This window comes from Methylobacterium sp. V23 (assembly GCF_002917135.1).
Taxonomy (GTDB): domain Bacteria; phylum Pseudomonadota; class Alphaproteobacteria; order Rhizobiales; family Beijerinckiaceae; genus Methylobacterium.
In genome coordinates this window covers 24,722-46,256 of record NZ_PDHT01000001.1, presented here as the reverse complement: position 1 = coordinate 46,256, position 21,535 = coordinate 24,722, and the positions used below count along the sequence as shown (strand labels likewise).

The 21,535-nt window shown below is 69.4% G+C and carries 20 protein-coding genes and 1 pseudogene; 7 read left to right on the top strand and 14 right to left on the bottom strand.

Annotated features, from left to right (window positions below):
• Window positions 1–82: 82 nt before the first annotated feature.
• Complete coding sequence (locus CRT23_RS00205) at window positions 83–445, bottom strand: helix-hairpin-helix domain-containing protein (RefSeq protein ID WP_055946844.1); 363 nt, start codon at window positions 443–445, stop codon at window positions 83–85.
• A gap of 412 nt (window positions 446–857) precedes the next feature.
• Between CRT23_RS00205 and rpmF the strand changes: the two genes are divergently transcribed.
• On the top strand, window positions 858–1,046 hold the full coding sequence (rpmF, locus tag CRT23_RS00200; RefSeq protein ID WP_055946842.1) for a 50S ribosomal protein L32: 189 nt from the start codon (window positions 858–860) through the stop codon (window positions 1,044–1,046).
• 132 nt (window positions 1,047–1,178) lie between these two features.
• On the opposite strand, the gene CRT23_RS00195 is transcribed toward rpmF, so the two are convergent.
• Together CRT23_RS00195 and phaR are read right to left on the bottom strand one after the other, a co-directional pair.
• Window positions 1,179–1,427, bottom strand: coding sequence for a hypothetical protein (locus tag CRT23_RS00195; protein ID WP_055946838.1), 249 nt, complete (start codon window positions 1,425–1,427; stop codon window positions 1,179–1,181).
• 153 nt (window positions 1,428–1,580) lie between these two features.
• Window positions 1,581–2,204 carry a polyhydroxyalkanoate synthesis repressor PhaR gene (gene phaR / locus CRT23_RS00190; RefSeq protein WP_103708164.1) on the bottom strand — a complete coding sequence of 208 codons (624 nt, stop codon included), beginning with the start codon at window positions 2,202–2,204 and terminating at the stop codon, window positions 1,581–1,583.
• A 317-nt stretch (window positions 2,205–2,521) separates the two neighbouring features.
• Between phaR and CRT23_RS00185 the strand changes: the two genes are divergently transcribed.
• Both CRT23_RS00185 and phbB read left to right on the top strand, forming a co-directional pair.
• Window positions 2,522–3,703: an acetyl-CoA C-acetyltransferase gene (locus tag CRT23_RS00185; RefSeq protein ID WP_055946832.1), complete on the top strand. Its 1,182-nt coding sequence runs from the start codon at window positions 2,522–2,524 to the stop codon at window positions 3,701–3,703.
• A gap of 134 nt (window positions 3,704–3,837) precedes the next feature.
• Window positions 3,838–4,569: an acetoacetyl-CoA reductase gene (phbB, locus tag CRT23_RS00180; protein WP_055946829.1), complete on the top strand. Its 732-nt coding sequence runs from the start codon at window positions 3,838–3,840 to the stop codon at window positions 4,567–4,569.
• A gap of 36 nt (window positions 4,570–4,605) precedes the next feature.
• On the opposite strand, the gene CRT23_RS00175 is transcribed toward phbB, so the two are convergent.
• Window positions 4,606–5,862: a glycerophosphodiester phosphodiesterase family protein gene (locus tag CRT23_RS00175; protein ID WP_103708163.1), complete on the bottom strand. Its 1,257-nt coding sequence runs from the start codon at window positions 5,860–5,862 to the stop codon at window positions 4,606–4,608.
• A 151-nt stretch (window positions 5,863–6,013) separates the two neighbouring features.
• Between CRT23_RS00175 and CRT23_RS00170 the strand changes: the two genes are divergently transcribed.
• Window positions 6,014–6,883 carry a DMT family transporter gene (locus tag CRT23_RS00170; protein WP_103708162.1) on the top strand — a complete coding sequence of 290 codons (870 nt, stop codon included), beginning with the start codon at window positions 6,014–6,016 and terminating at the stop codon, window positions 6,881–6,883.
• Between the two features lie 39 nt (window positions 6,884–6,922).
• Here the strand turns inward: CRT23_RS00170 and CRT23_RS00165 are convergent, their stop codons facing one another.
• The 3 genes from CRT23_RS00165 to CRT23_RS00155 are packed head-to-tail and all read right to left on the bottom strand — an operon-like array spanning window position 6,923 to window position 8,560.
• Window positions 6,923–7,372 (bottom strand): cupin domain-containing protein, encoded by a 450-nt coding sequence (locus CRT23_RS00165; protein ID WP_103708161.1) that lies wholly within the window; start codon window positions 7,370–7,372, stop codon window positions 6,923–6,925.
• Between the two features lie 22 nt (window positions 7,373–7,394).
• Entirely contained in the window at window positions 7,395–8,207 is an 813-nt protein-coding gene (locus CRT23_RS00160) for a hypothetical protein (RefSeq protein WP_146056301.1), read from the bottom strand.
• Window positions 8,208–8,248: 41 nt separating this feature from the next.
• Window positions 8,249–8,560, bottom strand: a complete 312-nt coding sequence (locus tag CRT23_RS00155; protein WP_103708159.1) for a hypothetical protein — start codon at window positions 8,558–8,560, stop codon at window positions 8,249–8,251.
• Between the two features lie 360 nt (window positions 8,561–8,920).
• Between CRT23_RS00155 and CRT23_RS00150 the strand changes: the two genes are divergently transcribed.
• The gene (locus CRT23_RS00150; protein ID WP_245435877.1) at window positions 8,921–11,836 is read left to right on the top strand and encodes a phosphoenolpyruvate carboxylase; all 2,916 of its coding nucleotides are present in this window, start codon (window positions 8,921–8,923) and stop codon (window positions 11,834–11,836) included.
• A gap of 79 nt (window positions 11,837–11,915) precedes the next feature.
• Here CRT23_RS00150 and CRT23_RS00145 read toward each other — a convergent pair whose 3' ends face one another.
• The 5 genes and pseudogenes from CRT23_RS00145 to CRT23_RS00125 all read right to left on the bottom strand — a co-directional run bounded on the left by CRT23_RS00145 (window position 11,916) and on the right by CRT23_RS00125 (window position 17,123).
• On the bottom strand, window positions 11,916–13,361 hold the full coding sequence (locus tag CRT23_RS00145) for a phosphomannomutase (protein WP_103708157.1): 1,446 nt from the start codon (window positions 13,359–13,361) through the stop codon (window positions 11,916–11,918).
• 135 nt (window positions 13,362–13,496) lie between these two features.
• Window positions 13,497–13,931 (bottom strand): NfeD family protein, encoded by a 435-nt coding sequence (locus CRT23_RS00140; RefSeq protein WP_103708156.1) that lies wholly within the window; start codon window positions 13,929–13,931, stop codon window positions 13,497–13,499.
• Window positions 13,928–14,908: pseudogene (locus CRT23_RS00135) on the bottom strand (SPFH domain-containing protein). The gene CRT23_RS00140 and the pseudogene CRT23_RS00135 overlap by 4 nt, the downstream one beginning before the upstream one ends.
• 104 nt (window positions 14,909–15,012) lie before the next feature.
• A complete protein-coding gene (locus CRT23_RS00130; protein WP_103708155.1) occupies window positions 15,013–16,239 on the bottom strand; it encodes a hypothetical protein in 1,227 nt (408 codons plus the stop codon).
• Between the two features lie 47 nt (window positions 16,240–16,286).
• Entirely contained in the window at window positions 16,287–17,123 is an 837-nt protein-coding gene (locus CRT23_RS00125; RefSeq protein WP_103708154.1) for a hypothetical protein, read from the bottom strand.
• 485 nt (window positions 17,124–17,608) lie between these two features.
• On the opposite strand from CRT23_RS00125, the gene CRT23_RS00120 reads away from it, so the two are divergent.
• Both CRT23_RS00120 and CRT23_RS00115 read left to right on the top strand, forming a co-directional pair.
• The gene (locus CRT23_RS00120) at window positions 17,609–18,532 is read left to right on the top strand and encodes a lipid kinase (RefSeq protein WP_103708153.1); all 924 of its coding nucleotides are present in this window, start codon (window positions 17,609–17,611) and stop codon (window positions 18,530–18,532) included.
• A 103-nt stretch (window positions 18,533–18,635) separates the two neighbouring features.
• Window positions 18,636–19,385 (top strand): TerC family protein, encoded by a 750-nt coding sequence (locus CRT23_RS00115; protein ID WP_103708152.1) that lies wholly within the window; start codon window positions 18,636–18,638, stop codon window positions 19,383–19,385.
• A 264-nt stretch (window positions 19,386–19,649) separates the two neighbouring features.
• Here the strand turns inward: CRT23_RS00115 and CRT23_RS00110 are convergent, their stop codons facing one another.
• Both CRT23_RS00110 and CRT23_RS00105 read right to left on the bottom strand, forming a co-directional pair.
• Window positions 19,650–20,510 (bottom strand): phosphatase PAP2 family protein, encoded by an 861-nt coding sequence (locus CRT23_RS00110; protein WP_103708151.1) that lies wholly within the window; start codon window positions 20,508–20,510, stop codon window positions 19,650–19,652.
• A 230-nt stretch (window positions 20,511–20,740) separates the two neighbouring features.
• Window positions 20,741–21,535, bottom strand: coding sequence for an anti-sigma factor (locus CRT23_RS00105; protein WP_245435876.1), 795 nt, complete (start codon window positions 21,533–21,535; stop codon window positions 20,741–20,743).

Below are 21,535 nucleotides of genomic sequence, written 5' to 3'. Positions count from 1 at the left end.
GACCCCCGCAAGGGTGGCAGACTGCGCGGCGCGCGGGAGCACCCCGCGCGCCGCATCAGGCCCTGGGTCTGTTTGACCAGCCTCATTTCTGCTTCGCGATGACCTTGTCCTTGATGCCGTCATAGGCGTTCTGGGGGATGATCTTCTTGGACAGAAGCTCGTCCTTGCCACGATAGGGGCGCCCCTTGATGATCGCGGCGGAGCGGGCGGCGCCGATGCCCGGCAGCGCGTCGAGCTCGGCAGCGGTGGCGCTGTTGATGTCGACCAGGGTCGTCTTCGCGGTCGGCTCGACCGTCGGCACCTTGGGCGCCGCAGGCGCGGTGGGCGCCACGGTCTTGGGAGCCGTCGTGGGCATGGGGGTGGCCGGGCTCGGCGCCTGGGCCAGGGCGGGCCCCGCGGTGAGGCAGGTCAGAACGGCGAGGGTACGCAGCAGGGATGAGGACATGGATGTCTCCCGAAAGCATCGCCCTCCGCGCGATGCGGCAGCGAGCCTGTCCCCTGAGTAGAAGCTCCAACTTGAACCGCAGATTAAAGTCCTCGCACGTTTCCGTGCCGGAATCTTCGCCGGGATCTTCGGCGTATCACGCGGGCGAATCCTCTGCGGGTTCAGAGCGGAGGTCTGGCCAGCGCGGCGGTGAAGGAAATCCTCCGCGGGGACCTTCGCCGCGTGGCGGTCCGATCCGCGCCGCACCTGGCGGCACCGTCTGTTCCGGCCTCCTGCGCGGGACACTCTAGCCAGAACCTGCGGGTGGCGTTATAGAGCCGCCAGCGAATCTCCGTTTGACCACGGTACCGAGGCGGCCTTCCCCTGGAAGTCGCGCCCACGGTGCCTTTTTTGCCGTAACAGGACTCTTCCGATGGCCGTTCCGAAGCGAAAGACCTCTCCCTCGCGTCGCGGCATGCGCCGCTCTGCCGACGCCCTCAAGGCCCCGACCTACGTCACCGACAAGGATTCGGGCGAGCTGCGTCGTCCCCACCACATCGATCTCAAGACCGGCATGTACCGGGGCCGCCAAGTCCTCAAGGTGAAGTCGACCGAGGCTTGAGCCTCGCGGGGGCGCCGTACGGGTGCCCCGGACTGCACCGCAGGTCCGAGATTCCCGAGCCGTGGCCCCGCAAGGGCCCGGCTTTTTTCGTTGGCCGATCCTTATTACCGCCGGGGGCGACGTCAGGGTCTGTCAGGCGCGGCGCGCCGCCTCGGCGTAGCGCGCGGCGGCCGAGCGTGTGCGCTCGAGGCGGGACGGCCTCAGGGTCGGCTCGACGCTGACGATGAGCTGGGCCAAGAAGCCCGACAGGGGACGAGCCGGGATCGGTCGAAACCCGGGCGCCGCGCCGCCGGAGATCACCACGAGGTCACGACGCGGGAGGGAGTCCGATTCGGGCAGCGCGCCTGCCAGGTCGTCCCGCGCCGTCTCGGTACGCGCCATGGCCCTCGCTCCCCGGGCCCGCATGGCCCGTGGGAACAGAATTGGCCCGCGTTAACGGTTCGTCAACCTTTGATCCGGCGCCTGCCGCGCAGCAAGGTTACCGGTTGAGGGTCTCGGACGATTCCTGCGACCCGCGACTCCTGCGGCCCGCGCTCACTTCTTGGCAAGGTCCTCGAGACGGGACTGCATCTCGGCCATCTGGCGCTTGAGGTCGTCGAGGTCGTTCCCAGCCGGGCCGTGCTGGGTCGGGGCGGGAACGCCCGCGGACTTGCCTGCCGAGGAGGGATGGGCGCCCATGCCGGAGAGCGGGCCGGTGCCGAAGGTGGTGAACATCTTCATTGCGTCGCCGAAGAAGCTCATATTCGCCCGGACCTGCTCCTCCATCGCGCTCTGGAACGCGGTGGGCGCGAAGCTCTGCGCCATCTTCTCGCGCAAACCCTCCTGGTCCCGGGCGAAATTCGCCATGGAGAATTCCAGGAAGCTCGGAACCATGGTGCGCATGCTGTCGCCGTAGAAGCGGATCAACTGCCGCAGGAAGGCCACCGGCAGCAGGTTGTCCTCGCCGGCCTTGTTCTCCTGCTCGAAGATGATCTGCGTCAGCACCGACCGGGTGATGTCGTCGCCCGAGCGTGCATCGTAGACGAGGAAGTCCTCGCCGTTCTGCACCATCGTCGCCAAGTCCTCGAGGGTGACGTAGGTCGACGTCCCGGTGTGATAGAGGCGCCGGTTAGCGTATTTCTTGATGACGGTGTGGGTGGACTTACCGTTATCCGCCATTTCTGGGGGCCTCTCCCGGCGCGTTCGTAGCCGCGCGATCTTCTTACGGCGGCGCCGAGGACCGCTGCTCGATCCCGCGCCGCACAAGTGCACCTTAAGACGTTCCCGTGCCGACGAAAACAGCAATTTATCGCCCATCCCGCGGAATACCACGCAACGGAGCGTTTCCTGTCACGGGCGGAGCTGCAAACAACCTTCGGATGCCTTGACTTCGCAGGGTCGACGGCTTTCATCCGAGAGAACGGCACAAAGGCGCCCACGCTCGATTGCATTCAGAGCGTCAAGGGAGCGCCCGCCGGAATGAGGAGAACGTCACCATGGCAGCAGAAGAAATCGTCATCGTCGGCGCGGCGCGCACCGCGGTGGGCTCGTTCGGCGGCGTCTTCAACACCGTCCCCGCGCACGATCTCGGCGCCGTGGCGATCAAGGCCGCCCTCGAGCGCGCCGGCGTCCCGGCCGACGACGTGGACGAGGTGATCTTCGGCCAGGTGCTCACCGCCGGCGCCGGTCAGAACCCCGCCCGCCAGGCCGCCATCAAGGCCGGCATCCCCGAGAAGGCCACCGCCTGGGGTGTCAATCAGGTCTGTGGCTCGGGCCTGCGCACGGTCGCCATCGGCATGCAGCAGATCGCCAACGGCGACGCCACCGTGATCGTGGCCGGCGGCCAGGAATCGATGTCGCTCTCCCCGCACGCGCAGTACCTGCGCGGCGGCCAGAAGATGGGCGACGTCAAGCTCGTCGACACCATGATCAAGGACGGCCTCTGGGACGCCTTCAACGGCTACCACATGGGCCAGACGGCCGAGAACGTGGCGCAGGCCTTCCAGCTGACCCGCGAGCAGCAGGACCAGTTCGCCACCGCCTCGCAGAACAAGGCCGAAGCCGCCCGCAAGGAGGGGCGCTTCAAGGAGGAGATCGCCCCCGTCACCGTGCCGGGCCGCAAGGGCGACGTCGTGGTCGACACCGACGAGTACATCCGCGACGGCGCGACCGTCGAGGCCATGGCGAAGCTCAAGCCGGCCTTCACCAAGGACGGTACCGTGACCGCCGCCAACGCCTCGGGGCTCAACGACGGCGCGGCCGCCATCGTGCTGATGTCGGCCTCCGAGGCCGAGCGCCGGGGCATCAAGCCCCTGGCCCGGATCGTCTCCTGGGCAACGGCCGGCGTCGACCCGAAGGTGATGGGCACCGGCCCGATCCCGGCCTCGCGCAAGGCCCTGGACAAGGCCGGCTGGAAGGCCTCCGACCTCGACCTGATCGAAGCCAACGAGGCCTTCGCCGCCCAGGCGCTCGCCGTGAACAAGGACATGGGCTGGGACACCGACAAGGTGAACGTCAATGGCGGCGCCATCGCCATCGGCCACCCGATCGGAGCCTCCGGTGCCCGCGTCCTCGTCACCCTGCTGCACGAGCTGAAGCGCCGGGACGCCAAGCGCGGCCTCGCCACCCTCTGCATCGGCGGCGGCATGGGCGTCGCCCTCTGCGTCGAGCGCGTCTGAGCCCGCGCTCCGACCGGCGCCGCATGAATTCTTGACGGCGCCGCAAATTTAAATCGGTCGCGCTCGACGTGGACCCTCCGCTAAAGCGCGACCGGCCAAACATAATCACAAGAAACCAGCTTTCGGAGGAAACCATGGCTCAGGAACGCGTCGCACTCGTCACCGGCGGTACCCGCGGCATCGGCGCCGCCATCTCGAAGGGCCTGAAGGCCAAGGGCTACAAGGTCGCGGCCAATTACGGCGGCAACGACGAGGCGGCCAACGCCTTCAAGAACGAGACCGGCATCCCGGTCTTCAAGTTCGACGTCGGCGACTACGCGGCCTGCGAGGCCGGCATCAAGGCGGTCGAGGCCGAGGTCGGCCCGGTCGACATCCTGGTCAACAATGCCGGCATCACCCGTGACGGCCTGTTCCACAAGATGACCTTCGAGAAGTGGCAGGCGGTCATCAAGACCAACCTCGACTCCGCCTTCACGGTGACCCGCCCGGTGATCGAGGGCATGCGCAACCGGGGCTTCGGTCGCATCATCCTGATTTCCTCGATCAACGGGCAGAAGGGCCAGATCGGCCAGGCCAACTACTCGGCCGCCAAGGCCGGCGTGATCGGCTTCGCCAAGGCCCTGGCCCAGGAAAGCGCCTCGAAGGGCATCACCGTCAACGTGATCGCGCCGGGCTACATCGCCACCGACATGGTCATGGCGGTGCCGGAGGACGTGCGCAACAAGATCATCTCGACGATCCCGGTGGGCCGCCTCGGCGAGGCCGAGGAGATCGCCCGCGCGGTGGAGTACCTCGCCGCCGACGATTCCGGCTTCATCACCGGCTCGACCCTGACCATCAACGGCGCCCAGTACATCGCCGGATAGTCGTTCGCGCGGCTCCCTTCGCGGGAGCCGCGCCCCTCACTCGATGTCCATGCAATTGGCATAGAACGTCGCCGTCGCCGGCCAGTCCGAGAAGACCCCCTTCACCCCGACGTCGCGGTACAGCACGTCGAGGAGCGCGAAGGTGTCCCCGTCCCGGTCGATCAGCGGACGGATCGATTTGTAGTAGTACCCTCCGCCATCCTTCAGCGGCCCCGAGCGCTCGAGCGACCAGGTGATCAGGTCGAGGCCGGCGGACCGCGCCGCGCGCGCGTAAGCCGAGGGTACGATCGTCCCGTTCGGCCCGACCCGGACCAGCATCCAGAGGGGCGGCGCCAGGGTGCGCAGGCCCAGGGCAGTCAGCTCCGCCATGCCGGGCTTCCAGCTCTCCGGTTTCTCGGGATCGAAGCCCGGATCGGTCTCGTCGCGGTTGTCGAGCCACAGGGCCTGCCGCCCGAATTCGGGCTCCGCCTTCAGCCAGTACAGGATGTCCCGAAGCTGGAAGCTCTGCGGACGGACCTCGGAGGCCGGGATGCCCGCCCGCTTGTAGGCCTCGATCATCGCCTGGGCATACTGGTCCTGGCTGTAGCCCTGGAAGGGCATCGGCACTTCGGGGGCTTTCAGCTCGGGGGTGAAGCGGCGTCCCAGAGTTTTGACCAAGGCGATGTACGCGTCATGGGTCATCAACGTGCCGGTGGTGGCGTAGAGATCGGTGCGCCAGCGCGGAGTCGCATGCGCGTAGGCTTCCCGGGTCGTGGCCTGGGGGTCGCTCGCGTCCATCTTGCCGTTGAGGCTCATGAACTCGGCCAGGGTCAGGTCGCTGGTGCAGCAGCGGGCCGAGGCCTTGCGCCCGGTGGCCGGATCGGCGGGCTGGAAGTCTTGGCTGCACTTGGCCGCCAGGTCCGGGCGGGCGAGGATGTCGGTGGTGGCGTGCAGGTCGCATTGCGCGTGCCGGCAGACCAGCTGCCGGTCCCGCGTGAAGGCGACATCGCACTCGATCACGCCGGCGCCCATGCGGGCGGCCGCCAGCACCCCCTCCCGCGTGTGCTCGGGAAACTGCAGCGGCGCGCCCCGGTGCGAGATCGAGAAGCGGCGGGCGGTGTAGGGCCTGTCCGCCCCGCAGGCCTGCAGGCGCTCCTTCAGGGGGCCGGGCTTCATGCTGTCCACGAGGTAGAAGGGTCGCGGCCCAAGCTGAGCCGGTTCCCCCGCGCCTGCCGGGCCTGCGGCGAGGACGAGGGCCATCCCCACGACCTGCGCGCCCCGGGCCCAACCCGATCCAAGAGATGCCGTGCCCATAGCTCCGCCTCCGCGCCGATCGCCGACTCCACGGAGGTAGAGCCTGCCCGTGACCCGTCGATGAAGGCAGCGTCCCGGACCATCTTCGCCTTGCCCGGGGCGGCCCCGGCATGGGACAGCGGCGCCTCCCGCCTCGGACCTCCGGTTTCCCATGCCCTCCGCGACCCTGCTCGGCTTCGGCGCCATCCTGCTCTGGTCGCTGCTCGCCCTGCTCACGGCCCTGTCGGGGGCGGTACCACCGTTCCAGCTCGCCGCGATGACCTTCGCGCTCGGCGGGCTCGTCGGCTGCGCCAGCTGGATCGTACGCCCCGCGGGTATCCGGGCCCTGCGCCAGCCCTGGCCGGTCTGGCTCCTCGGCGTCGGTGGCCTGTTCGGATATCACGCCCTGTACTTCGCAGCCCTGCGCCTCGCCCCTCCGGCGGAGGCGGGCCTGCTCAATTATCTCTGGCCACTCCTCATCGTGCTGCTGTCGGCCCGGCTTCCCGGGGCGGCGGGCCTGCGCGCCGGCCATCTCGGCGGGGCTGCCCTCGGGCTCGCCGGCGTCGTGGTGCTGTTCGCCGGCCGCGGCCGGATCGACTTCGCCGCCGGAGCCCTGCCCGGCTACCTGGCGGCCCTGGCGGCCGCCTTCGTCTGGTCGGGCTATTCCGTGCTCTCGTCCCGGGTCGGCGCGGTGCCGACCGATGCGGTGGCGGGCTTCTGCCTCGCCACCGCCGCCCTCAGCCTCGCCTGCCACCGCGCCTTCGAGACGACGCTGTGGCCGGCGGGCGCCGGGCAGTGGGGGGCAGTCGTCGCGCTCGGCCTGGGGCCGGTGGGCGTCGCGTTCTATCTCTGGGACATCGGCGTGAAGCGGGGCGACCTGCGCCTTCTCGGGGTCGCGGCCTACGCGGCCCCGATCCTGTCGACCCTGACCCTGGTGCTGGCCGGCTACGCCGAGCCGAGTCCGGCCCTGGCGCTCGCCTGCCTTCTCATCGTCCTCGGCGCCGGGGTTGCGGTGCGGGCGTCCCGCGCCGGGGCGTCCTAGCGCCCGCGCATCACGTCCGAACCCTCACGGACCAGACCATCAGGATCTGGGCATCGGGCGCCAGTCCGGCGGCGCCATCTCGAAGCCGGCGAATTCGAAGGCCGGTGAGACCGTGCAGCCCACCAGCGTCCAGGCGCCGAGACTGGTGGCCGTCTGCCAATGCCCGGCCGGGACAACGATCTGCGGCTGCTGCCCCCGCGCGAGGTCGGGGCCGAGATAGGCCGCACTCGCATCGTGACCATTGGGGCTCATCGTCAGGACGAGAGGGGCGCCCGCGTGCCAGTGCCAGATCTCGGCCGCATCCACCCGGTGCCACTCGGAGACCTCCCCGAGATCGAGGAGGTAGTAGATCGCGCTGCCCACCGAGCGCCCGTCGATGCTGCGGGGGTCCCGGAAGGTCTCGCGGTAATGGCCGCCTTCCGGGTGCGGTGCGAGGCCGAGGTGGGCGATCACTTCGGCGGCGGTCGGTCCCTGGGATCCGGCACTCATGGGCGCACTCCTGCAGATGGCGTCACTCGATGGCCCCTTGCGGCAGGCTGAGGCCGGGAGGCGCCTTGGCGCCCGATGATCCGCTTCCCGACTCCTTGGCCACCTTCGGGCGGGCCTTCGGCTTCGCCGCGGCCTTGCCCGGCTTGGCCGCCTCGGTCCCGGCGGACACCGGCGCGCTCTTCACGGCAGGGGCTTCCCCGCACTCCCGAAACCCGAGTTGCGCCAGGCTCTTTCCGGCGTCCGAGACGATGTTGAGCGTGTCGGGCAGGGGCGCCGGCGCGGGATCCCAGCGGACCGGGGCGCCGAGCAGGGCCCCCAGGGCCGCCGGGCTGCCGCCGCGCCGCAGGGCGAACAGGTCGGAGCCGTACGCCGTGGCGGCCTTGCCGGCGATGACGACCTCGAGGACCCGGGTCGTCTCCGGCGTGAGCGGGCGGAGCGGATTCTCGACGACGACCGCCCCCGTGCGGGTCACCCAGACTACGAAGTCCTTCGGTCCTTCGTAGACCGCCGCCCGAGCCTCGCACTGTACGGTCAGGCCGGGCAGGTTAGCGGCCGGCATCGGAGCGGCGATGGGGGCAAGCTCCGGAGCGGTGGGAACGGTCGTGGGCGCCTCGGCCGCCGGTTGCGCCGCAGGTGTGGGCTCGGGACTGGCCTTAGGTTTTGGCTTGGGCTTGGGCTCAGATTTGGGCTTGGGCTCAGATCTGGGCTTGGGCTTCGGGGCGGCCCGGCGCTGGGATGGCACTCCAGCGGGTTCCTCGGACTCAGGAGCCACCTCGGACACCTGAGCCTGAACCGGTCCGGCGACGATCAGCGCCAGGAGGGACAGGGATGCCATGGGCTGCAGGGTCTGCCACCGGCGCGTGCGGGAGCACACCATCAGCGAAGCTCTCGTTCTCGATGCGGGTCTGGACGGGCGGGCGACGGCAACCCACGGGCCGGGTCCTCATCCGAAATCGCGAGCGGCCGCTCCGGCTCGATGTCCAGGACGGTCGCGCTGCGGTCGATGGGACTGGGGCGCAGCGGCTCGAGGCTGCGGATCAGCAGATCCTCGCCGTCAGCCTCGTCCACGAGGTCTTCCTCGCGCGCCATGCGCAGTTCGGGCCGGCGCCCACGCCTGAGCTGAAGGGCCACGAGGAAGCCGGAGAACAGGAGGACGCCTAGGGCCCCCAGGATCAGGAGTGTTTCCATGCCGGGTCCAGCGTTAGCCCAGGACGCGCCGCGTTGCATCCTCCCCCGGCGCTTTCGCGAACCGCCACGCCGCGTCGGAACGGTCCTTGCGTCGTCGAGGGACGATGTCAGAAGTAACGGCTCGAACGCGGCGGGATATCCCCAGGGCCGGGGAGGTCAGACATGAGCCGGGCAGGCGTGACCTGTTCAGGCATGACCGGTGGAGGCATGACCGGTGCAGAGATGGACCATGTAACTCCGGGCATGGCCCTCTTTCCGTGTCGATGGCCGGGGATTCCGCGCAAGTCCGACGCATCGGCGTCGTCCGCATAGCTTATGACGCCATAGCCCGCTCCCGAACCACAAGGTCGATCGATGCGCATGCATGACCTCAATCCGGCCGATGCCGCCCACGACCCCGGCCATGATCAGCAGGGGGCGGAGAGCCTGGAGCGCGACCTCCTGCGGCTGATCGAGGAATCCCGCGAGCAGGCGGCGGAGGATCCGTTCCGCAATCCCGTGCTCGCGGTGACGCTCGCCATCACCCGGCGCTTCGACCGGGGCGAGATCGGCGAGGACGACCTCGACGCGCTGTTTCCGCGGCTGCGATCCCAGTCCCTGGCGTCCCGCGCCGAGCGCCTGCGCGCCTATGTGGGTCTGGACCGGGATGCGGTGTCGGCGCCCGACAGCCGGATGGCCGCCCGTCTCGTGGCGGCGGTGCCCGCGCGCCAGGGTGATTTCGAGACCTTCCGGGATCTCGTCGGCCGCACGGGCTTCGCCGTGGTCTTCACCGCCCATCCGACCTTCGGGATGCCGCGCGCCGTCGCCACCCTGATCGCACAGGCGGCGAGTCAGGCCGAGGGCACCGCCCGCGAGCCGCTGCTCGCGCGCGCGGCCGCCCTTTCGACCCGACCCGACCCGAACATCAGCCTCGACGACGAATTCGAACAGGCCTGCATCGCGGCCAATCACGGCCGTACCGCCGTCGACGGCTTCAACGCCGCACTCCTCGATGCGGCGCGGGCGCGCTGGCCCGACCGCTGGACGGAACTCGTCCCGAAACCCTTCGCGATCGCGAGCTGGGTCGGGTGCGACACCGACGGGCGCACCGATATCGGCTGGTGGGACACCCTGCGCTATCGCCTAGAATCGAAGCGGATGCAGCTCGACCGGGTCATGCGGCACCTACCTCAGGTTCCCGCGACCCAGGTGGTGCGCGACCTCACTGGGAGTGCCCTCGCCGCCGTGAACCGCCAGCTCGCCGTCGCGCCCCGACTCGGAACCAAGCCGTCCCTGGAAGCGGTGCACCGCTTCGCCCTCGCCCTGATCATCGAGCGCGAACGGGCTCAGACCGATTCCAGCGCGATCCTGGCCGGGCTCGCGGGGGCCCTCGGGGCGACCGAATCCGAGGCGGACCAGCGCAGCATCGCCCTGCTGCGGTCCGGCATCGCCACCCACGGTCTCTCGAACGCCCTGCCGCATTTCCGGCTGAACGCCAGCCAGATCCACAACGCGGTGCGGCGCGTCACCGATCTCGAGGGCGAGCCCACGGACGCCGCCCAGCGCCGTTCGCACCTCGCCACCATCCACGCGTTGCTCAACGACGTGCAGGCAGTGGACGTGGATTTCGGTGCGCTCGCCGCCGAGCGGGCCTCGGCCGCCCGGCTGATGATGACGATCACCCAGATTCTCAAGCACGTGGACGGCACCCACCCGGTCCGCTTCCTGATCGCCGAGACCGAGACCGGCTACACCCTGCTCGCCGCCCTCTGGCTGGCGCGCCACTACGGCATCGCCGACAGGGTCGAGATCACGCCGCTGTTCGAGACGGCCAGCGCCCTCGAACAGGGCATCCGGGTCCTCGACGATGCGCTCCGCAACCCGCATTGGCGGCAATATCTCAAGCGCATCGGACGCCTGACCGTGCAGTTCGGGTACTCCGATTCCGGGCGCTATGTCGGTCAGCTCGCGGCGAGCTTCTGGATCGAGCGCCTGCGCCTGCGCATCACCGAGCTGATGGTGCAGAACGATCTCACGGGCGTGGAGCTCGCGATCTTCGACACACACGGCGAATCCATCGGCCGGGGCGCGCATCCCAGCTCCCTGCGCGACCGCTTGGCCTATCTCGCCCCGGAGGATTCGCGTCGACGCAACCGGAATGCCGGGATCCGGGTCCGCCTCGAATCGAGCTTCCAGGGCTCGGACGGCTACCTGATGTTCGGGACCCTGCCCCTGGCCGAGGCCACGGTGGAGCGCATCGCCGAGCACGTCTTCGCCTTCGATGTCGCCGACGACGACAGCTTCGCCGACTATGTCCTCTCCGATCCCGCCAGCGGGGCCGACGAGACCGACGACCCGATCTACGCCGAAGCGGATTTCGCCGCCGAGTTCTTCACCGTGGTGCGCCAGGACATGGAGGCGCTGGTCGACGATCCCGGCTACGCCGCCCTGCTCGGGACCTTCGGCCCGAGCCTCCTCGACCGCACGGGCTCCCGGCCCGTCGCCCGCCAGACCGACGGCGGCGGCCCGACCATGATCACCCACCCACGCCAGATGCGGGCGATCCCCAACAACGCGATCCTGCAGCAGCTCGGCTTCCTGGCCAATTCCCTGCACGGCGTCGGCCGTGCGGCGGGCCGGACCCCAGACCTGTTCCGCGACATGCGCCGGGATTCCGTGCGCTTCTCCCGAGCCTTCCGCCTGGTGCAGCACGCAGCCAGCGTCTCCGACCTCGACGTGTTGCGCGCGTATATCGACACGCTCGACCCGGCGGTGTGGCTGGAGCGGGCCCGGCGCACCCAGCGCGACGGCCGGCGCGAGGAACTCGTGGTGATTGCCAACGCCCTCGATCGGCTGCGGCTCGCCCCCGACCTGCGCCACCTCTTCGGCCGCTTCACCTGCGACTGGCTCAACCTGCAGGTCGCCGCTCCCGACCTCGGCCGGATGTCCGCCCGCCTGACCCTGCTGCACGCGATCCGCCTCGCGCTGATCCACCGAATCTGGTTCCTGGCCGTGCACATCCCGGGTTTCCGCCCGCAATCGGGCGTGAGCCGCGAGGCGCTGATCGAGCGCTTCCTGCGCCTCGATATCGACGGCTGCCTCACGCTGCTGGAGGACATCTTCCCGATCACCCCGGATCCGACCCTCGGCCTGAACTTCGGCGAGCCGGCAGGGCCGCGCGACGTCGGCACCTACGAGGCCGAGCACAAGACGCTGTTCGAGCCGATCCGGCGCAGCTTCCAGCGGGTGCGCGAGATCTCGGGCATGATCCAGCACGAGGTGGGTGCGTTCGGATGAGGCCGAGGCTTGCGGCCCCGGCGCACCGAGGCCGCCGGGTCGCACCGGCGGCTCCTCACCTTCAGGGTCCGAGCGCCGCTCAGGGCGACGTTGGATCCGAGCCCGGCACGTCCATCTTCATCGCGGCCGCCGCGGCCGCCAATCCCCAGCGGACCAGATCCTCAGCCTCTCCGGCCGTTCCCGCCTCGGCGTAGCAGCGCAGCTCAGGCGCATTGCCGGACGCGCGGAAGTGGATGGTCCGTCCACCATCCAGCTCCATCCTGACGCCATCCTGAGCGTCGATGGCGCGCGGCTCACCGATCGGCCGGACGAACTCCCGCCGATACGCCGCTTCGCTGAGCTGCTGCAGGAAGGCACCGCTCTTCTCGGCCGGCGTGTTGGGCAGGCGGTCGCTCGCCGTCTCGCCCACGCAGAGGGACACGACGAGGTCCGCGAGCGACATCCCGGCTTTGCGCGCCGCCGCCAGGGTTGCCAGGATCGGCAGCATCGCATCACGTGTCGGCAGCGCGGGCAGGGTTCGGCCATCGAGGGTCACGTCCGAACCGAGCAGGAAGCCGCCATTCGCCTCGAAGCCGACGACGGCGTCGGCGCCCTCCGTCTCCGCTTGGGCCATACCGGCGATGACGTAGGGCGAGCCGACCCTGGTGCGCAGCACCCGCCGGAATCCGCCTGCGTGCTCGATGGCCGAGCCGGCCGTGACGGGCACGACGACGGTGTCGACGCCGAGATATCGCGCTGTGATCAGCCCGAGGACATCCCCCCGCAGGATTCGTCCGGCGGCATCCGCGACCAGCGGCCGGTCCGCGTCGCCATCGGTCGTCACCAGGGCGTCGAAGTCGCCGGACGCCATGGCATCGCGGATGAAGGCGATATCTTCTGGTCGATGGGCCTCCGTGTCGATCGGAACGAAGCGGTCCGCGCGCCCGATCGGGGTGACGTCCGCACCCAGCGCCGTCAGCAGTTCGACGAGCAGGTCGCGCGCCACGGAACTCTGCTGGTAGACCGCGATCCTGAGACCAGCCAGGATGTCGGTCGCGAAGGCCTCGCAATAACGCCGGCGGTAGCGGTCCACCGCGCCGGACTCCGGCACAGCGGGATCGGCCGCCGCCATGGTGCCTTCCGTCAAGATGTCGCCGAGGGCCGCCAGGATCGCAGCCTCATCGGCCTTGGTGATTTCACCGTCGGGCCGATAGAATTTCAGGCCGTTCCGGTCCTCCGGAATGTGACTGCCGGTGACCATCACGGCACAGACGCCGCGCCGAAGCGCTTCCAGAGCCAGGGCCGGGGTCGGCAGCGCGTCGCAGTCGATGGCCGTGAAGCCCGCGCCCGCCGCGGCGGCCGCCACCGTGGCCGCGATGCCGGGGCTGCTGTCGCGCAGGTCCCGCCCGATCACGACGGTGCGATCGGTGCTGGTCGTCTCGGCGACGGAGCGGAAGAAGGCGCTCGCATAGGCGTAGCTCGGCCAGCCCACCAGGTCGGTGACCAGCCCCCGCAACCCGCTCGTCCCAAACTTCAAGTTACTCATGAAAGCTCCGATTACAGGATTGCGGCGCAGCACCGGCAAGACAGCAGAGCTGCTTCTAGGAGAAGCGGTTCCCTGTCTCAATTGCGCGCCAATTCGTGAAGGCCAGCGGTGCGATCCCCCTGGGGCGGACGGTGCCTATACCGACACGACCGTGAGCAGCGTGCCCTCCACCCCCGTCACCCGCACCCGGGTGCCCAGCGGCGCATCGGGGCCGGTGACGCGCCAGAGGGTGTGGTTGACGCGGATACGTCCCTCCCCGGCGACGATCGGTGCCACCAGGGGATAGTCCCGCCCGACAAGACCCCGTGCGCCCTGATTCAGGGCGTTCGGACCGGACTCGGCCCGGCGGCTCGCGACCACCGCGAAGGTGACCGATAGGACGGCGAACAGCAGCAGCTGTCCCTGCCAGGGCATCGGGACGAGGAGAATCTGAAGCCCCGTGACCACGGCTGCGAGACCGAGCCAGAGCAGGAACACCCCCGAGGCGACGAGTTCGGTTCCCATCAGCACGAGGCCGACGAGGATCCAGGTCCAGGCCGGGCCGATCGCGTCGACGAACGATGCGATCATCGCCCCGACCCGCCGACATTCGGAGGCAGGCCCCCGCTCTTCCGGGCAGGAGCTCCCTCGCCGAAGACGCTGCGGGTGATCTCGGCGATGCCGCCCAGGGTGCCCGCCAGAGCTGCCGCCTCGATCGGTACCACCACCACGCGCTGGTTCGGCGCGGTGGCAATGGCCTTCACCGCATCGACATACTTCTCCGCCACGAGGAAATTCGCTGCCGCAAGGTCGCCCTTGGCGATGGCTTCGCTGACGAGTTGGGTCGCCCGCGCCTCGGCCTCCGCCCCGCGCTCGCGCGCCTCCGCGTCGCGAAAGGCTGCCTCCTTGCGCCCTTCCGCCTCCAGGATCGCCGATTGCTTGCGCCCCTCCGCGCGCAGGATCTCGGCTTGCCGGTGCCCCTCCGCCTCCAGCACGGAGGCGCGCTTCTCGCGCTCGGCCTTCATCTGGCGCGCCATCGCGCCGGCGAGGTCGGCGGGCGGCACGATGTCCTTGATCTCGATACGCGTCATCTTCACGCCCCAGGGCGAGGCCGCGGCATCCATCACCCGCAGCAGGCGCTCATTGATCTCGTCGCGGTGCGACAGGAGTTGGTCGAGGTCCATGGAGCCGACCACCGTGCGGATGTTGGTCATGGTCAGGGTCATCATCGCGACCTCAAGGTCGGAGACCTCGTAGGAAGCCCTGGCCGGATCGAGGACCTAGTAGAAGACAACGGCATCGATCCGCACACCGGCATTGTCGCGGGTGAAGGCCTCCTGGCTCGGAACGTCGATGACCTGTTCCATCACGTTCACCCGCCGGCCGATGCGCTCGACATAGGGAGCGATGAGGCCCAGGCCGGATTCCAGGCTGCGGTGATACTTGCCGAACCGCTCCACGGTGTAGACATGCCCCTGCGGCACGATGTTGATGCCGATCCCGAGGGTCACGACGACGAGTGCCACGAGCACCACCGCCGCGACGCTCACGCCCACAGAGAAATCCATGCCTCGTTCCCCCGGCGATCCCGCCGGCATTGAGACCGGCCGGATGATGCGACGCAAGGGTGTTCGGTGCCTCCTGCGGCGGCGAAATGACCGAGCTCAGGGTATCAGCGTGCCCAGACCCCGAGGCGCTCGGCGCGGGCATGGTCCTCGGCGGCCACGAGGTCGGGCGTCGCCTCGGGTGAGGCGCGGCCTCCGCCGTTGAACAGCACCACCTCGGAGAGATCGCGCCCATCCACCGCACACAGGCGGGCCTCGCTGCCGGCCACCGGCTGGCAGGCGACGGTACGGCCGGCGAGGTAGCGGGTGAGTTCGTCGGCCTGTCCGCCGCGCACCCACTCCACACCGAAGAGACGTATCAGCTTGCCGCCGACACGCAGGGTCGCGGTGTCGATGACTTCCACCGGACCGCTGATCTCGTTGGTCACGGCCTGTTTCGGAGGCGCTTCCTCCGGCGGGGCCGGACTCATGTCGGGTGCGCTCGGCGGCGCCGCGGCGGACGAGGCCTGCGACGGGGATTGAGCCGCTCCCCCGGCGTCCGGCGAAGCGGCCTCCTGCGGCGTCCGCCCTCCGAAGACGGCGAGGAGAGCCACGAGTGCAGCGGCTCCGAGCCCGATCGGGAGGGCGCGCCGGGATAGGGCATCGCGCATCACATTGCGATCACGGGCGACTTCGCCGAGCCGCGAGGCGCTGTCGGCGAGGCGGCCGCGGGCATAACCGCCGACGCGTTGCGCTCCCTCTCGGACGCGGCCCGCGACGAGACCGGCCCGGCTCGGCTCGGCAGGGGCGGCCGCGGACCCCGGCGCGGGCGCCTCTGGCAACGAAGACGCGACGCCGTTGCGCCGGAATGTCGCGAGGCGGCCGGACAGGGCGGTGGCGAGGGCACGGCTGCGGGTGGCCGAGCGCGCGACCAGGGACCACGCCAGGACCGACTGCGACTCGACGAATCGTGCCGTTGCCGTTCGGAAATCCTCCGTTGCAACGGGTTCCGGCGCGGGCGCGGGGTCCGGTTCAGGGATCGGCCGGAACAGGGCGGGGTGCCGGTCGCGGAGTTCCGCGAGCAAGGCCGACAGATCCATTGGGACGAGGGTCCCGTCCGCCTCGCTGACGTGACGTGGTGCGCCCGTCCGGTCGATGACGCGGTAGCCGAGCGAGTCCGCGCTCGGCACAAGGGCCGCCTCCGCCAGGAGCGCGAGCGTGCGCTCGGCCACCGGGTAGGTACCCGCCTGCGCGACCGCTTGAGCGATGCGCAGGCGTAAGGCCTCACGCTCCGAGGCCGTCCCGTCCCGTCGCGCGTCACCCGGTACCGGCGAGGGTGGATTTCGATCATCCAAGACGCGCACAACTCCGGGTATGACGCACCGATCGCGACGGGCCGACCTCAGGCACCGCGCTGCGCATTCGCTATAGCGCTCTGCGGCCCTGCACCATAGCGGCGCAGCACGCGGCTCGACTCGGCGACGATCAGCGGGCGCTCTCCGGCGAAGCTGATGGTGAGGGTGAGTTCGGACACGCCCTGCGAACGCACGCCGCGCGCCGGGTTGTCGGCGCGGAAGTCGAAGGTGGTGTGGACGATGCAGGTTGTGCTGGCCGCATTGCAGGCCGTTCGGGTCGCTCCACCCTGCGCTTCGTAGCGCCGCTCGGGCCAGCGCCGGACGAAGCGGCGTTTCTCGGCGATGAGGGCCGCCAGTGACAGGATGCGACCGTGGAAACGTACCCGCTCGGCATAGAACCGCGGCGCGGCAGCCACCATCGCCTCCCCGGAGGCCGAGACCGTGTCGAGGTAGCGGTCGGTCAGGCGCGTTGCGGCGGCGGCCCATTCGGGAAAGCGTGCGTCCGCTGGCGCCGGTGAGGCCATCGGGGTGTCGGCCAGGCGTGGGCGGATATGCAGGCGCTCCGGTGCAGCGCGTCCCTCGCGGGTCGCCGGACGGCGGCCGTCGCCGGATCCCGCCACGCGACGCCGGTGCGAGGCCATCGGCGTCCGCTCGGCACGCGCCGCGTCCTGAGCCGCCTGACCGTCCGCCTGCGCCTTGGCCGTCGCGGGCGTCTCCGCCATGGGCTTCTCGGCCACCGGCTTCTCAGAAGCGGATTTCTCGAGCGACGGCGTCTCGCCGACGACCTTGTCCGTGCCGGGCTTCAGGGTCTGTCGAGCCGGCGGGTCGACCCACCCCGGGCGTGTCTGAGCCTGCGCCGTTCCCAGGGACAGAGCAACGCTCATCAACGCGACGGACGACGCGAAGCCAAGTCGGACAAGACCGGTTCCGTTGGAGCTTGGACCGTGGTGCATGGCATCATCACCGGGGTCGCGGCCGGGGTTTCGGAAAAGCACGTGCGGGACCGATCGACCGGAGTGAAACGTCGGGCGTGCCCGCTAAGTTTCCCTGAATACGCGCGCAACGGTTCGGCGCGGATTCCGAAGTGTGGACGAGTGTGAGGATTGCGGGGACGCACCACGGCACGGACGCATGGGCCGTAGCACGGACTCTTGTGCCGAACGGCTCTTGTCATTGCCAAGCCTGAACCCACCTTGTGCATCGGGTCCGGGCCCCTCTGGCGGTCGAGGCGTTGACCGTGATGTCGGACCCTTCCATGCTTTTGCGCTGACGCGGCGCGAACGCACCGGAGGGTGTCGAACCTCATGGTCCCTCGTTGTCTCCCGTTCTCTCATCGCCAGCCTGATGCGCGCCGAATCGGAGGCTTCCGATGAGCGCGCATTCCCGCAAGGCGCTCCTCCTCGTCAATCCGAAGGCCCGCAACGGCAGCTTCTCCCTCGACGAAGTTCGTGACGTCCTGCGTGCCGGGGGGATCGAACCCTTCGAGCCGCCAGGTGACGCCGACTGCACTGCCGTCATCAAGCGCCACGCGCAGGGTTGCGATCTCGTCATCCTCGGCGGCGGCGACGGCACCCTCAACGCAGCCGCTCCTGCTCTGGTCGAGACAGGATTGCCCCTGGGCATCCTGCCCCTCGGCACGGCGAACGACCTCGCCCGCTCCCTCGGTCTCCCGGTCGACCCGGTGGAGGCCGCTCGCCTCATCACCAGCGCGGAGGCGCGTCCGGCCGATCTCGGCTGTGTCAACGGACACTACTACTTCAACGTCGCCAGCATCGGCTTCTCGGCGGATCTGGCCGGTGACCTCACGGCAGAATCGAAGAAGACCTGGGGCACCCTCGGCTACGGCATCGCAGCGGTTCGCGTGCTGCGGCGAATGCGGCCCTTCACCGTCTACATCGAGCATGATGGTCAGACCGAAACGGTACGCACCATCCAGGTGTCGGTGGGCAATGGGCGTCACTACGGCGGTGGCATGACCGTGGAGGAGACGGCCACCGTCGACGACGGCAAGCTCGACTTCTACAGCCTGGAGGTCGCCCATTGGTGGCGGCTGCTGATGCTCCTGCCGTCCCTGCGCAAAGGCACCCAGGGCAAGGCGGCCGACGTGCGAGCCTTCAGCACCACCGAGATCGTGGTGAAGACCAAGAAGCCGCGCCCCGTGAACACCGACGGCGAATTGTCGACCTACACGCCGGCCCATTTCAAGGTGGTGCCGAAGGCGGTGCGGATCTTCAGCCCGGCGCCGGCCGACCGGCCGGGAGTTGCGGCGAGCAGCCCCGGCCTGACGGCCTGACCGAGCCGAATCCGGGGCCGGGACCGGCCCCGTCCCTCTTCATCCCCGCTCCCGGCGCGACGCCGTTCGGGGGAGCGGCCCTGACTGACTCGACGAGGCCACCGTGGACAGCCTGCTTCAACTCGCCAGCGACCCGACCGCCTGGGCGGCCCTCGCCACCCTGGTGGTGATGGAGGTCGTGCTCGGCATCGACAACCTCATCTTCATCTCGATCCTGACCAACAAGCTTCCGCCCGAGCACCAGCAGAAGGCGCGACGCATCGGCATCGGCCTCGCGCTGATCCTGCGCCTCGGCCTCCTCGCCACCATCGCGTACATCGTCGCCCTGACGCAGCCGGTCTTCGAGGTGTTCGGCAAGGGCTTCTCCTGGCGCGATCTCATTCTCATCGCCGGTGGCCTCTTCCTGCTGTGGAAGGCTACGAAGGAGATCCACCACACCGTCGATCCGGAGCCGGAAACGCCCGGGAGCAGCGCCGTGCGGCTCGGCTTCGCCGCGGCTATCGGCCAGATCCTCGTCCTCGATCTTGTCTTCTCCATCGACAGCATCATCACGGCGGTCGGCATGACGGAGCACGTGCCCATCATGGTGATCGCCGTCGTCACCGCCGTGACCGTGATGCTGCTGGCCGCCGATCCACTGTCGCGGTTCATCGCCGTAAACCCAACGGTGGTGATGCTGGCGCTCGGCTTCCTCATCATGATCGGCATGACGCTGATCGCCGAGGGCTTCGGTGCTCACGTGCCGAAGGGCTACATCTACACCGCCATGGCTTTCTCGGCAGGCGTCGAAGGGCTGAACATGCTGGCCCGGCGCCGCAGGCGTACCCAGACCGGAACGGTGACGAAATCCTGAGGAAACATCGTTAACGTTTCACGGGAAAACTCTCGACGCTGTCCGACCGGGCGATCGGGCGATCGGCCGGGCCGCGACTTCTTCGTTGTCGCAGGCGTTCCGCGGGTCGCCGAAATGGCCATTCCTCAAAGGCGGATCACAGCTTCTCCCAGGAGACCAGTCTCCTCCCTCGATGTCGGAGTCAGCGCAGGGTCGGAGTTAGCGCAGGACAACGTGCGGCCGACCCGTCCGGTAGGAGATTGAACGGGCTGGCGAAGGGACTGCCTACAGGATCGGCTCGCGGGCTGCGGCCTCCTCACGGGCGCAGACGGCTTGGTCGGGAGCCTGACCACCGGCCGTCCTGAGCTTGCCGAGTTCAATGCGCGCTTTGTCGAGGTCGGCTCGGAAGCCGGCATCGCCCTGCAAGGCGGCAAAGACGGCGCTGGCAGCCATGCGCCCGGCCTCGATATCGCTGGCCCAATGCAAACCGCAGACGACACGGCTCTCGCCGTACGAGCGGGCACGGACGAAGAACTGCGTCGTCTTTTCCGGCATCAGCGCTGCCATGATCGCTGCGTAGGTCCAGGCCTGGGTCGCATGGCTCGAGGGGAAGCTGAAGGCATTGCCCAGCTCAGAGGTCCGCACGACGCAGATCTCTGCATCGTTGCCGACGAAGGGACGCAAGCGGCGGTAATGCAGCTTTGGACCGCGCGTGGCCTGGGCAATGTCGAGACGCGCGCGCTCCAGAAGGGTCATCAGGGCAGGCGCCCGAGATTGCTCGATGCGCTGGCCGATGACGCAGGCGAAATCATCGAGGATCGCCGAGGCACCATCGGCGACATCGGTAGTAGCCAGGGTCCAGCGCGGCGTTCCCTTGAGAGACCGGGTGGCGACGAAGGCGGCCTTGTCCGCCGCCTCGGCTGCTGACTGACCCCGTGGCGGGGCTCCGAGGATCGCCACGGTGTCGGGCGCCTGCGCGTCGGACAGGTAGGGGACCCGGGCTGCCTTGCCGGGTGTCAGGGGCGTGACACCGACGGCGGGGGCCGAGGTCGGTTTCTGCGCAGTCTCCTCCGCCAGAACCGAGATCGGAGCGATCCCGGCCGGTAGGGCAACGAGGAACATCAGTGTCTGGAACAGGCGGGCCATCGGCGTCTCGACGTCAGAGGTCAGCACAGAGCAGGTGCCACTGGAGTATAGGGCTTCTATACAACAGGCCTATGGCACGGTTCGTCTGAACGCTGACGAAATCGCCTTGGATGTTTCCTTCAGACCCTCGGAAAATGCTGGACGAGGGAACGATCAGGCTTGGCCGTCCTGCATCGACCAGGAGGTCGAGGCGCCGGACGATGCCGGCGCCGGACCAGCGCGACGATCGCTCAGAGCTTCGTCGCGGACCGGCCGGCGAGACTGCGCGCCGCAGATTCGAGGCCGGCATGGTCGCGGCCTCCGCTGAGGGCGTAGGCCGAGTGGCCGGCGGTCCAGTAGGCCGTCTCGCCGTCGCCGGGACGCGTCACTTCGCTCGGAGCGACGTGACCGTCGAGGCTGCGTGTGGCGAACAGGGAGAGCTCGCCGAGCGTGCCGGCGTCGATCATCACCTCGATGCCCGTGCCGTTGCGGGCCGGCACGATCTGCACGTCGCGCACCGTCCAGTCCGCCGGAAGGTCCGGCAGCGCGATGCCGGTGGCGGCGACGATGCCGGCGCGGTCATAGGCCTGAGCCTGATCGCCCCGTTGCGCCGCGATGCGGGCGCGAACCTGCGCCGCCTCGCGGGCATGGCGGGCATCGGCCACCAGGGCCGGATCGACGGGGGAAGCGAACGTGTCGGGCACGCCGAGGAAGGGCCCGTCGGAATGGGCCAGCCAGCCGGTGCCGACGAGGAGCGCGATCACCGCGGCACGGCGCAGGCGGTCGCCGAACCGGCGCCAGGCCAAGGTCCGGTCGAGGCGCCGTGCGGCGGCCCGGTTATGCTCGGGTCCGGAGCCGGGATGGATGGCGAAGGCCTGCCGGAGCGCGTCGCGGTCATGCAGCTCGGCCATGATCTGCGCGGCGGTCTCGGGGTTGCGCGCCAAGTGGGCCTCCACGTCGAGGCGGCGCATCCCGTCGAGCTGCCCATCCACGAAGGCGGTGAGGTCATTCTCTGTGATCGGATCGATCATCGCGGTCTGGTCCAT

Bases quoted from the DNA above. Each gene is read 5' to 3' on its own strand.
- CRT23_RS00175 (WP_103708163.1), bottom strand. From the start codon at position 5,862: ATGGGCACGGCATCTCTTGGATCGGGTTGGGCCCGGGGCGCGCAGGTC.
- phaR (WP_103708164.1), bottom strand. From the start codon at position 2,204: ATGGCGGATAACGGTAAGTCCACCCACACCGTCATCAAGAAATACGCT.
- CRT23_RS00165 (WP_103708161.1), bottom strand. From the start codon at position 7,372: ATGAGTGCCGGATCCCAGGGACCGACCGCCGCCGAAGTGATCGCCCAC.
- CRT23_RS00155 (WP_103708159.1), bottom strand. From the start codon at position 8,560: ATGGAAACACTCCTGATCCTGGGGGCCCTAGGCGTCCTCCTGTTCTCC.
- CRT23_RS00105 (WP_245435876.1), bottom strand. From the start codon at position 21,535: ATGGACCAGACCGCGATGATCGATCCGATCACAGAGAATGACCTCACC.
- CRT23_RS00195 (WP_055946838.1), bottom strand. From the start codon at position 1,427: ATGGCGCGTACCGAGACGGCGCGGGACGACCTGGCAGGCGCGCTGCCC.
- CRT23_RS00125 (WP_103708154.1), bottom strand. From the start codon at position 17,123: ATGAGCGTTGCTCTGTCCCTGGGAACGGCGCAGGCTCAGACACGCCCG.
- CRT23_RS00150 (WP_245435877.1), top strand. From the start codon at position 8,921: ATGCATGACCTCAATCCGGCCGATGCCGCCCACGACCCCGGCCATGAT.
- phbB (WP_055946829.1), top strand. From the start codon at position 3,838: ATGGCTCAGGAACGCGTCGCACTCGTCACCGGCGGTACCCGCGGCATC.
- rpmF (WP_055946842.1), top strand. From the start codon at position 858: ATGGCCGTTCCGAAGCGAAAGACCTCTCCCTCGCGTCGCGGCATGCGC.
- CRT23_RS00120 (WP_103708153.1), top strand. From the start codon at position 17,609: ATGAGCGCGCATTCCCGCAAGGCGCTCCTCCTCGTCAATCCGAAGGCC.
- CRT23_RS00140 (WP_103708156.1), bottom strand. From the start codon at position 13,931: ATGATCGCATCGTTCGTCGACGCGATCGGCCCGGCCTGGACCTGGATC.
- CRT23_RS00110 (WP_103708151.1), bottom strand. From the start codon at position 20,510: ATGGCCCGCCTGTTCCAGACACTGATGTTCCTCGTTGCCCTACCGGCC.
- CRT23_RS00205 (WP_055946844.1), bottom strand. From the start codon at position 445: ATGTCCTCATCCCTGCTGCGTACCCTCGCCGTTCTGACCTGCCTCACC.
- CRT23_RS00170 (WP_103708162.1), top strand. From the start codon at position 6,014: ATGCCCTCCGCGACCCTGCTCGGCTTCGGCGCCATCCTGCTCTGGTCG.
- CRT23_RS00160 (WP_146056301.1), bottom strand. From the start codon at position 8,207: ATGGCATCCCTGTCCCTCCTGGCGCTGATCGTCGCCGGACCGGTTCAG.
- CRT23_RS00145 (WP_103708157.1), bottom strand. From the start codon at position 13,361: ATGAGTAACTTGAAGTTTGGGACGAGCGGGTTGCGGGGGCTGGTCACC.
- CRT23_RS00185 (WP_055946832.1), top strand. From the start codon at position 2,522: ATGGCAGCAGAAGAAATCGTCATCGTCGGCGCGGCGCGCACCGCGGTG.